Source organism: Amycolatopsis ruanii, assembly GCF_003385175.1.
In the GTDB taxonomy this organism is placed as follows: Bacteria; Actinomycetota; Actinomycetes; order Mycobacteriales; family Pseudonocardiaceae; genus Amycolatopsis_E; species Amycolatopsis_E thermalba.
This window is the reverse complement of sequence record NZ_PQHY01000050.1, coordinates 43,323-53,349: the sequence shown is the minus strand read 5'-3', so window position 1 is coordinate 53,349 and position 10,027 is coordinate 43,323. Positions and strand designations below refer to the sequence as shown.

Below are 10,027 nucleotides of genomic sequence, written 5' to 3'. Positions count from 1 at the left end.
GCCAGGACCTCGGCGGGCCGCCGGTCGCGTTCCGTGCCGCGCAGCTACGGCAGGATGCAGAACGTGCACGTGTTGTTGCAGCCCAACGAGATCGACACCCAGCCCGAGTAGGCCGACTCGCGCCGCGCCGGCAGCGTCGAGGGGAACGTCTCGAGCGATTCGAGGATCTCCACCTCGGCCTCGGCGTTGTGCCGGGCGCGCTCCAGCAGCACCGGCAGGGCGCCGATGTTGTGGGTGCCGAACACGACGTCCACCCACGGCGCGCGCTTGACGATCTCGCCGCGGTCCTTCTGGGCCAGGCAGCCGCCGACGGCGATCTGCATGTCCGGGTTGGCGTCCTTGGCCGGGCGCAGGTGCCCGAGGGTGCCGTAGAGCTTGTTGTCCGCGTTCTCGCGCACCGCGCACGTGTTGAACACGACGAGGTCGGGCGCGTCGCCGGCGCCCGCCGGAACGTAGCCCGCCTCCTCCAGCTGGCCCGCGAGCCGCTCGGAGTCGTGCACGTTCATCTGGCAGCCGAACGTGCGGATCTGGTAGGTTTTGCCACCGTTCATCGGGCACCGTGTTCGCTGGTAAGACAAGCCATGACGGCTACCAGCGTAACTCTTCGGGGTTGCCCGCCTTCGCGCGCGTCAGGTTCGCAGCGCGACGTACCAGCCTTCCGGGATCGGCCCGGGCAGCAGGTCCGGGATGAACGTGCAGATGTGGCCCGGCCAGGACGGCAGCTGCGACTGGCAGTCCGCCTGGGTGCGGTAGGGGCCGGCTTTGAGGCTCACCCCGTCGGCGTCGGCCGGGGCGGCGGCGAGCGTGCACAGCCCCGCGCCCAGCACGAGCGCGGCGGCCGTCGTGCGGAGGTTGCGTGCGGTCACGAATCGAGTATCGAACGTGACGACACCGAGCGCAGCGCGATGCCCCGTTCGAGCGAAGCGACCCCCTCCGAGCTGGGCCGCTCGCCTGACTACAGTAACCGGCACCCGGGGTCACCGTGCGTCCGGAACCGGCCAAAACGGATGACACCTAGGTTGCGTTTGATTCGATTTACGGGCGCGGGGCCGCGTCACGGTGTTAGATCGCCGAGTGAGCCGGGCTATGGAGGGCAGATGAGCACAGCTACGTCAGCACCAGCGATGATCAGGGCTGCGGGCGTGAACAAGTTCTTCGGTGACCTGCACGTGCTCAAGGACATCAACCTCGAGGTGCCCAAGGGGCAGGTCGTCGTGGTGCTCGGGCCGTCCGGCTCCGGCAAGTCGACCCTGTGCCGCGCGATCAACCGGCTGGAGCCGATCAACTCCGGCGAGATCGAGGTGGACGGTCAGCCGCTGCCCGCGGAGGGCAAGGCGCTGGCCGCGCTGCGCGCCGAGGTCGGCATGGTCTTCCAGTCGTTCAACCTCTTCGCGCACAAGACCATCGTCGAGAACGTGATGCTCGCGCCGGTCAAGGTCCGCAAGATCGGGCAGGAGGAGGCGCGCAAGACCGCGATGCAGCTGCTGGACCGGGTGGGCATCGCGAACCAGGCGGAGAAGTACCCGGCTCAGCTGTCGGGCGGTCAGCAGCAGCGCGCGGCGATCGCGCGGGCGCTGGCGATGAAGCCGAAGGTGATGCTGTTCGACGAGCCCACCTCGGCCCTGGACCCGGAGATGGTCCAGGAGGTTCTGGACACCATGACCGGGCTGGCCAGGGAGGGCATGACGATGCTCGTGGTCACGCACGAGATGGGCTTCGCCCGTCGCGCCGCGAACCGCGTGGTGTTCATGTCCGACGGGGAGATCGTCGAGGACGCGTCGCCGGACGAGTTCTTCACGAAGCCGAAGTCGGACCGCGCCAAGGACTTCCTCGGCAAGATCCTGACGCACTAAGTGAGTTCCGCGGCGCCCGATCGGCGCCGCCCGATCCCGGGAGAACAGGAATCCAGATGAAGATCCGCACCCTGGCAGCGGGCCTGCTGGTCGGCGCACTGACGCTGACCGCTTGCGGTAAGGAGGGCGCCCCCTCCGGCGGCACCGGGGACACCGGAACCGACGCCGCCGCGCTGCCGACCTACACGGTGGCCCAGAACGTGGACGTGGCCGGCTCGCCGACCTTCGCCAAGATCAAGGGCGCGGGCAAGCTGACCATCGGCGTGAAGGACGACCAGCCGGGCCTGGGCCAGAAGAACGCGACCACCGGCAAGTTCGAGGGCTTCGACATCGAGATCGCCAAGCTGGTCGCCGCCGGCCTCGGCTTCGACGAAAGCAAGATCACCTTCACCACGGTCGACTCGGCCGCGCGTGAGGCCGCGATCACCAACGGCAACGTCGACTACTACGTCGGCACCTACACCATCACCGACAAGCGCAAGCAGCAGGTCTCCTTCGCCGGCCCGTACTTCATGGCCGGTCAGGACCTGCTGGTCCGCAAGGACGACACCTCGATCACCGGACCGGAGACCCTGAAGGGCAAGAAGGTCTGCTCGGTGACCGGGTCGACCCCGATCCAGCGCGTGCGCGACCAGCAGCTGACCGAGGCGGCGAACATCGTCGAGTTCCAGAAGTACTCGCAGTGCGTCGAGAAGCTCATCACCAAGGAGGTCGACGCCGTCACCACCGACGACGCGATCCTCAAGGGCTTCGCCGCGCAGGACCCGGACAACCTGAAGGTCGTCGGCAAGACGTTCTCGCAGGAGCCCTACGGCATCGGCCTGCCCCGTGACGACGCCGCGCTGCGCGGCAAGGTGGACGACCTGCTGCAGGCCGCCATCGACGACGGCACCTGGCAGAAGATCTACGACGCCACGCTCGGCAAGTCGGGTTCGGCCGCCACGCCGCCGGCGATCCAGCGCTACTGACACTCCCTTGTGGCCGGTGAGCGCGGGTGCGCTCACCGGCCACTCCCTTTCCACTAGTTCCACACCAACCGCGGCGGGGAAGGCCCGATGGACGTCCTGCTCGACAACATGGACCTCTACGGTCCGTTCTTCTGGACCACGATCAAGCTGTTCCTGATCTCGGGAGTGGCGAGCCTGATCTTCGGCACGTTCCTGGCCGGCCTGCGGGTCAGCCCGGTCCCGGTGTTCCGCGCGGTCGGCGCCACGTACGTGACGCTGGTGCGCAACACACCGCTGACGCTGGTGTTCGTGTTCCTGGTGTTCGCCTACCCACTGCTCGACATCATCGACCTGTCGTACTTCACCGCCGCGGTGGTGTCGCTGACCCTCTACACCTCGGCGTTCATCTGCGAGGTCGTGCGGTCGGGCATCAACACCGTCCCGGTCGGGCAGGCCGAAGCCGCCCGCGCGCTGGGGCTGACCTTCACCCAGATCCTCGGCCAGATCGTGCTGCCGCAGGCCATCCGCTCGGTGGTGCCGCCGCTGATGAGCATGCTCATCGCGCTGCTGAAGAACACCACCATCGCCGCCGGGTTCTCCGTCGCCGAGGCCGGCGCGATCCGGCAGTACCTGTCCGAGCGCGGTGACAACCAGCTGATCGGCCTGCTGTGGGTCGCGCTCGGGTTCATCATCCTGGTCGCGGTCCTGTCCTTCATCCAGCGGGCCCTCGAGAAGCGCTGGAGCGTGGCGCGATGAGCAACGTCCTGTTCGACATCCCCGGCCCGAAGGCCCGCGCCCGCTACCGGGCGCTGGCCGTGCTGGGCACCCTGATCGTCGCCGCGGTGATCGCCTACATCATCTGGCGCTTCATCGACAGCGGCCAGTTCTCCGCCCGCCGCTGGGAGTGGCTGCAGTACGCCCAGGTCCAGCGCGACCTGGTGGACGCGCTGCTGGCGACCCTGCAGGCCTTCGCGCTCGGCGCCGTGCTGGCGCTGGTCTTCGGCGCGATCTTCGCCGCCGGGCGGCTGTCGGATCACGCGTGGGTGCGCGGTGTCTCGACCGCGGTCGTCGAGTTCTTCCGCGCCATCCCGCTGCTGATCCTGATGTTCCTCTTCTACTACGGCGCTCCGGTGCTGGGCGTGGCCCTGCCGCCGTTCGCCGCGGTGGTGCTGGGCCTGACCCTGTACAACGGCTCGGTGCTGGCGGAGGTGTTCCGCGCCGGCATCCTGGCGCTGCCCAAGGGGCAGAGCGAGGCGGCCTACGCGCTGGGCATGCGCAAGACCCAGGTGATGACGCTCGTCCTGATCCCGCAGGCGGTCCGGTCGATGCTGCCGACGATCATCAGCCAGCTGGTGGTGCTGCTCAAGGACACCGCGCTCGGGTTCCTGGTCACCTACCCGGAGCTGCTGTACTACGCCCGCTACATCGGCTCGCAGGGCTCGTTCGGCCGGCCGATCGTCCCGTCGACCCTCGTGGTGGCGGCGATGTACATCGCGTTGTGCCTGCTGCTCACCGCGCTGGCCACCTACATCGAACGCCGCCAGCGGCGCAGCAAGAAGCACGTGGAAACCCGGCGCCCGCCGACGACGGAGGAGGTCGTGGGCGTGGCCTGATCCGCGCGACAGCGAAGAGGGGCGTGGCGAGCGATCGCCACGCCCCTCTTGTTCGTCCGGGTCAGTCCGCGTCGGCGCAGAGCCAGTCGAGCACCACGGCCGCCGTCCAGCTCTGGTCGGTGCTGCCGAGCGGCTCGCCGGTGAACGGTTCGTAGTACTCACCGAACGCGCCGTCGTCGGTCAGGCGCAGGCCGGCTTCGCGCAGCTTGCGGGCCCGCTCGTGCCAGCCGCGGCGTTCGAACGCCCATCCGAACAGCCAGTTCACGACCGGCCACTGTGGACCGCGCCAGTACTGGCGCGGGTTGAAGCCGGGCCGCATGGGCGACACCGACGGCGGCACCGGCGCCAGCAGGCCGGGGTGCCCGCACCAGCGGTCGCTGTCCAGCAGCGACAGCAGCCGCAGCTGCACCTCGTCCGGCGCGCCCCCGCACAGCAGCGGCGAGAACCCGGCGATCGTCTGGGTGTCCAGCCACCGGTTGGCACGCAGGTCGCGATCCCGCGCCATGCCGGACACCGAGTGGCAGCTGGCCGCGACCGCCTCGCGCGCCCGCGCCGCCCAGTCCGCCAGGTCCGCGAGCTGCGACGCGGGCTGGCCGAACTCGGTGCCCAGCTCGATCAGCACGTCGCAGGACACCGCGAACAGCGCGGTGATGAACACGTCCCCGACCAGGAAGCTGGAGCTGCGCACGATCTCCTTCTGGTCGTAGCCCGCGCGGCGCATCTCCTCGATGAGCCACAGGTAGCGGTCGTACTCCTTGTCGGTGGGCCGCTCGCTCGGGTCGCCGATGATGCGCACGTCCTTGCGCACGTACGGCGGCAGCTCCTCCCCCGGGTTGACCGCCGCGTAGGGCACGTCCCAGCGCGGCGAGTTGTCCATTCCGGACTCCCAGCCGTGCACGATCGCGACCAGCCCGCTCGCCCCCGGGGTGCGGTACTCGACCAGCCAGCGGTGCCAGGAGTACAGCGCGGGCCAGATCGAGCGAGCGAACCGCTCGGCGTCGGCGCGGTCCTGCGGCGAGGAGGCGCGGGCGATCTCCAGCATCCGCTGCACGGCGATCGCGTGCACCGGCGGCTGGCAGATCCCGGACGTGCGCACGTTCCGCGGCCCGTCGACCGCGGTGTCGGTGCCCCACCGGTCCGGACCGGGGAAGTAGGCGTCGTCGTCGGTGAAGACGATGTGCGGCACCATGCCGTTGCGCCACTGCGCCTTGAACAGGGTCTCCAGCTCGGCGACCGCGCGCGGCAGGTCCAGCCGCGCCAGGCCGATCGAGATGAACGCGGCGTCCCAGCTCCACATGTGCGGGTAGAGCCGCGGCGCCGCGGTGACCCCGGCGCCGGTGTCGTTGTCCCTCAGCACCCGGGCGGCCCGCGCCGCCAGGGTGGGCCTGGCGTAGCGGACCGGTCTACTGCCGCCGGCGGCTCCTTCCGGGGGTCGGCTGACGTCGACGGTCATCTACTTCGCCTCCAACAGGAGCTGGGTTTCCGGGTCATACCACCGGCACTGCTCCGGCGGCAGGCCCAGCTTCAGGGTCTGGCCGGGTTCGGCGCGGAAACTCGCCGGTGCCTGGACTTTCAGTACCTGCCCGCACAGCTCCGTGGTGAGCAGCGTCGAGGACCCCAGCGGCTCGAAGACCTGCACGTCGCCACGCAGGCCGTCCGATGCGGGTTCGACGGAGATCGACTCGGGCCGGATGCCGAGCCGCAACCGTTTGCCCTGGAACGTCTTCAGCGCGGCCGGGACCGGCAGGGTCTGGCCGCCGAAGTCGATCCGCGTGCCGTCCTCGCTGACGGTCCCGGTGAGGAAGTTCATCGGCGGGCTGCCCAGGAACCCGCCGACGAACTCGTCCGCCGGTTCGGTGTAGACGGCGACCGGGTCGCCGCACTGGGCGATGCGCCCCTCGCGCATGACGGCGACCCGGTCGCCCAGCGACAGCGCCTCGACCTGGTCGTGCGTCACGTACAGCGTGGTCACGCCGATCTCGTTGACCAGCTTCTTCAGCTCGGCGCGGAAGGACAGCCGCAGCAGCGCGTCCAGATTGGACAGCGGCTCGTCCATCAGCAGCACGTCGGCGTCCATCACGATCGCCCGCGCCACCGCCACGCGCTGCCGCTGACCGCCGGACAGCTTCGCCGGGTACCGGTCCAGGTAGGGCGTGAGCTGCAGCAGCTCCGCGGCCCACTCGACCTTCTTGCGCACCTCGTCCGCGGGCACTCCGTGCACGCGCAGGCCGAAGCCGATGTTGTCGGCGACCTTCTTGTTCGGGAACACCGCGTACGACTGGAACACCATGGACAGGTTGCGCCGCCGCGGTTCCAGGTAGGTGACGTCACGGCCGCCGATGACGATCTGGCCCGAGTCCGGCGTCTCCAGCCCGGCCACCATCCGCAGCAGCGTGGTCTTGCCGCAGCCGGACGGGCCGAGCAGGACCATGAACTCACCGTCGGCCACCTCGAGCGACACCTCGTCGGTGGCGCGCGCGGTGCCGCCCGGGTAGGTCTTCACGAGCTCGTGCAAGACGACCTCAGCCATGGCGCTCCCTCATCGCAGCGTGGTCCCCCACATGTTCACCAGGTACCGGCGCATCACGAAGATGAACACCAGCGCGGGCAGGATCAGCGCGAAGCCGCCGGCGAACCGGTAGGCCTGCGGCGCCTCCCCGAGCGAGGCCAGCACCTGGGCGGGCAGTGTCCGGTGCCCGAGCGTGATCACGGCGGCGCCGAGGATCTCGTTCCAGGACAACACGAACGTGAAGATCGACGACGCCGCCAGTCCGGGCAGCGCGAGCGGGAACACGACCCGGCGCGCCGCCTCGAACCGGCTGCAGCCGAACACGCGGGCGGCCTCTTCGACGTCGGTGGGCACCGAGACGAAGATGCTCGCGCTGATCAGCACGGTGGTCGGCATGGCGAGCGTGGTGTGCAGCAGCGTCACCGAGAACACCGTGTCGTAGACGCCGAAGTTCAGGAACATCGTCGCCAGCGGCACGGACAGCACCACGATCGGCAGCGCGCGGGCCAGCAGCATGAACACCTGGTAGGCGTCCTTGCCGCGGAACACCTGGCGCGCCAGCGCGTACCCGGCGGGCGCGCCGACCAGCAGCGACAGCACGACCGTGTAGACGCCGACGAGCAGCGAGTTGCCCAGCGCCGGGACGGTGCCGGTGGCCTGGATGAACGCCAGCAGCGTGTCGGCGGAGAAGGCGCTCGGGATCAGCGGCTTCGGGAACTCCAGCAGCGCCTGCGGCGAGGACACCGCGGCCAGCCCGATCAGGATCATCGGCACGACCATGAACAGGCTGATCAGCACGCACGCGACCTGGACGGCGATCGCGCGGCGACGACGACGGCGCAGCGGCGCCCGGTCGATCGGTGGCAGGGTCGTGGTCACCTGGCCGCCTCCCGCTGCCGCATGGTGCGCAGGTAGAACAGCGCCGTGGCGAGGGAGAGCGCCAGCACGACCAGCGCGGCCGCGCTGGCGACGGCCGGGTTCTGCAGGTTGACGTACCACTGGTAGGTCTCCCCGACCAGCAGCGGGAAGTCCCGCCCGGTCAGCGCCTGCGCGACCGCGAACGCCTGCAGCGCCAGGATCGTGCGCAGGATCAGCGCGACCTGCAGGCTCGGCTTGAGCTGCGGCAGCGTCACGTGCCACAACCGCTGCCACGCGGTCGCGCCGAACACCTGCGCGGCCTCGTCGAAGTCCTTCGGCACCATCTGGATGCCGGCCACCACGATGACGAACACCAGCGACGTGGCGCGCCAGATCTCGGCGATCACCACGGCCAGCAGCATGGTGGACGTGTTGGTGTAGGTCAGCCACTGCACGCCGGTGCCGGAGATCCCCCACGACACCAGCAGCGAGTTGAGGTAGCCGCGGCTGTCGAACACCGACAGCCACACCAGGCCGGCGGCCAGCTCGGACACCGCGAGCGGGATGGTCCACAGGTAGAAGTGGCCGGACAGGAACCTCGGCCGGGCCTGCACGAGCAGCGCCATCGCCACGGCCAGCACGAGCTGGACCGGCACCACGATGACGATCAGCAGCAGGGTGTTGCGCAGCGCTTTCAGGAAGTACGGGTCGCCGAAGAGCCGGTCCCACGCCGCGAGCGTGAACCCGGAGCCGTCGGTGAACGCCGAGATCAGCGCCTGGATCACCGGCCAGCCGAACAGGGCCAGCATGAACACGACCGACGGCGCGAGCAGCAGCCACGGCGAACCGGCCAGGCGACGCCTCTTCGGTGCTTCCAGGACGGCCACGGCCATCAGGCCACCTCGCAACGCTCGGCGGGCGGATCGGGCGCCCAGCACGGCACCTTCAGATCGTCGAACACCTTCTGCAACACCCGGGCCTGACTGTCCAAAGTCGACCGGATGTCCGCTCCGTCGAGGACGATCGCCTGGAAGGAGTCCTTGAACGCCTTGGTGACCTCGCCCTCGCGGGTGCCCAGGCCGACCGGCAGCAGGGACAGGATCGAGCCGGGCGCGTCCCGCTGGCGCTGCACCGCGCCGGCCTCCATCTGCAGGGCGGGCGGCAGGTCGGCGGGGATCGGCGCGTCCACCACCGGGAAGAACCCGTTCGACCGCAGCAGCCCGGTCTGCGCCTGCGGCGCCGACAGCGCCTGGATCACCTGCTCGGCCTGGCGGCGGTCGGTGCTGCCCTTGGGGATCGCGAGCCCGAGCACGACGGCCATGTAGCCCAGGCCGCGGGGGCCGCGCGGCGCGGGCAGCATGCGCCACCGCTGCGGCTGGCCGCCGGGTGCGGACACCAGGCGCGCGACGTGGTCCCAGCCGATCTTCGCCGCGCCCGCCTGCAGCGGCTCCTGCATGAAGTCGTAGGTGGTGCTGGACGGGCTGGTGTTGGCCCACAGCTCCTTGAGGTACTGCCACGCGGTGACGGCCTCCGGCGAGCGGAACGTGGTGATCTGGCCGCCGGTGAACGAGGGCAGCAGGTAGCCCTGCAGGAAGCGGTGGATCAGGCCCTTCGGCCCGCACGGCAGGCCCAGCATCGGCTGGTTGCCGTTGGCGCGGCGGGCGGCGATCGCCCAGTCCAGGAACTGGTCGTAGGTGAGGGTGTCCGGGTCCGCGCCCGGTGGCAGGTGGGCCAGGGCGTCCTCGTGCGCGGCGAGCACGAAGCTGGCCTGCGCCCACGGGACGTACCAGGACTGCTGGGTGCCGGCCTTGGCCAGCGCCAGGAACTCGTCCGGGATCCCGTGGCCGGCCGGCACGCCGGAGACGTCCTCCAGGTACTCGCCGGCGAGCGGGGCGAGGTCGCTGTGCGAGCCGCCGAGCAGGCCGACCTGGGTGCGCCCGGCGCCGACCTGGCTCTGCACCTGGCTGGCGAACGGGCCCTCCTCGATGGTGACGTAGCTCACCGATCCGGGGAAGGTCCCGGCCAGGAACGTCCGGAAGCGTTCGGCCTCGGCTACCGGCCGGAACTGCGTGGACAGGAAGACCATGCCGCCGCCGCCCGTGGTCGCGAATCCGACGCACCCGGCGGCCATGGAGGCGGCGCCGGCCAGGAAGACCCCCCGGAGGACGGTACGACGGGTGGGGCCGCTGCCGGTCAGGCTGGCCGCGCGCATTCAGTTCCACCCCGATGTCGCCGTCTACACTTCTG

General features: G+C 70.1%; 10 protein-coding genes and 1 pseudogene. 4 read left to right on the top strand and 7 right to left on the bottom strand.

Annotated features, from left to right (window positions below; all coding sequences use genetic code 11):
• Nucleotides 1–47 precede the first annotated feature (47 nt).
• Both D0D28_RS24055 and D0D28_RS24050 read right to left on the bottom strand, forming a co-directional pair.
• A pseudogene (locus tag D0D28_RS24055) lies at nucleotides 48–551 on the bottom strand (tRNA (N6-isopentenyl adenosine(37)-C2)-methylthiotransferase MiaB); the annotation flags it as partial.
• A 78-nt stretch (nucleotides 552–629) separates the two neighbouring features.
• Nucleotides 630–866 carry a hypothetical protein gene (locus tag D0D28_RS24050; RefSeq protein ID WP_116112585.1) on the bottom strand — a complete coding sequence of 79 codons (237 nt, stop codon included), beginning with the start codon at nucleotides 864–866 and terminating at the stop codon, nucleotides 630–632.
• Nucleotides 867–1,124: 258 nt separating this feature from the next.
• On the opposite strand from D0D28_RS24050, the gene D0D28_RS24045 reads away from it, so the two are divergent.
• The 4 genes from D0D28_RS24045 (at nucleotide 1,125) to D0D28_RS24030 (ending at nucleotide 4,413) form a co-directional block, all read left to right on the top strand.
• Nucleotides 1,125–1,853: an amino acid ABC transporter ATP-binding protein gene (locus D0D28_RS24045; protein WP_198958323.1), complete on the top strand. Its 729-nt coding sequence runs from the start codon at nucleotides 1,125–1,127 to the stop codon at nucleotides 1,851–1,853.
• Between the two features lie 56 nt (nucleotides 1,854–1,909).
• Nucleotides 1,910–2,821 carry a glutamate ABC transporter substrate-binding protein gene (locus D0D28_RS24040; RefSeq protein ID WP_094007492.1) on the top strand — a complete coding sequence of 304 codons (912 nt, stop codon included), beginning with the start codon at nucleotides 1,910–1,912 and terminating at the stop codon, nucleotides 2,819–2,821.
• Between the two features lie 87 nt (nucleotides 2,822–2,908).
• Nucleotides 2,909–3,556, top strand: a complete 648-nt coding sequence (locus D0D28_RS24035) for an amino acid ABC transporter permease (RefSeq protein WP_094007491.1) — start codon at nucleotides 2,909–2,911, stop codon at nucleotides 3,554–3,556.
• Nucleotides 3,553–4,413, top strand: a complete 861-nt coding sequence (locus D0D28_RS24030; protein ID WP_116112582.1) for an amino acid ABC transporter permease — start codon at nucleotides 3,553–3,555, stop codon at nucleotides 4,411–4,413. The genes D0D28_RS24035 and D0D28_RS24030 overlap by 4 nt, the downstream gene beginning before the upstream one ends.
• Nucleotides 4,414–4,474: 61 nt before the next feature.
• Here the strand turns inward: D0D28_RS24030 and ggh are convergent, their stop codons facing one another.
• From ggh to D0D28_RS24005, 5 genes are read right to left on the bottom strand one after another with little or no spacing between them, the layout of a single operon-like run.
• Entirely contained in the window at nucleotides 4,475–5,866 is a 1,392-nt protein-coding gene (ggh, locus tag D0D28_RS24025; RefSeq protein WP_116112579.1) for a glucosylglycerate hydrolase, read from the bottom strand.
• Nucleotides 5,867–6,943 carry an ABC transporter ATP-binding protein gene (locus D0D28_RS24020; protein ID WP_116112577.1) on the bottom strand — a complete coding sequence of 359 codons (1,077 nt, stop codon included), beginning with the start codon at nucleotides 6,941–6,943 and terminating at the stop codon, nucleotides 5,867–5,869.
• A 9-nt stretch (nucleotides 6,944–6,952) separates the two neighbouring features.
• Entirely contained in the window at nucleotides 6,953–7,801 is an 849-nt protein-coding gene (locus D0D28_RS24015) for a carbohydrate ABC transporter permease (RefSeq protein ID WP_094007487.1), read from the bottom strand.
• Entirely contained in the window at nucleotides 7,798–8,673 is an 876-nt protein-coding gene (locus D0D28_RS24010) for a carbohydrate ABC transporter permease (RefSeq protein ID WP_116112574.1), read from the bottom strand. Before D0D28_RS24010 ends, D0D28_RS24015 begins: the two co-directional genes overlap by 4 nt.
• Nucleotides 8,673–9,992, bottom strand: a complete 1,320-nt coding sequence (locus tag D0D28_RS24005) for an ABC transporter substrate-binding protein (RefSeq protein WP_116112571.1) — start codon at nucleotides 9,990–9,992, stop codon at nucleotides 8,673–8,675. Before D0D28_RS24005 ends, D0D28_RS24010 begins: the two co-directional genes overlap by 1 nt.
• Nucleotides 9,993–10,027 lie beyond the last annotated feature (35 nt).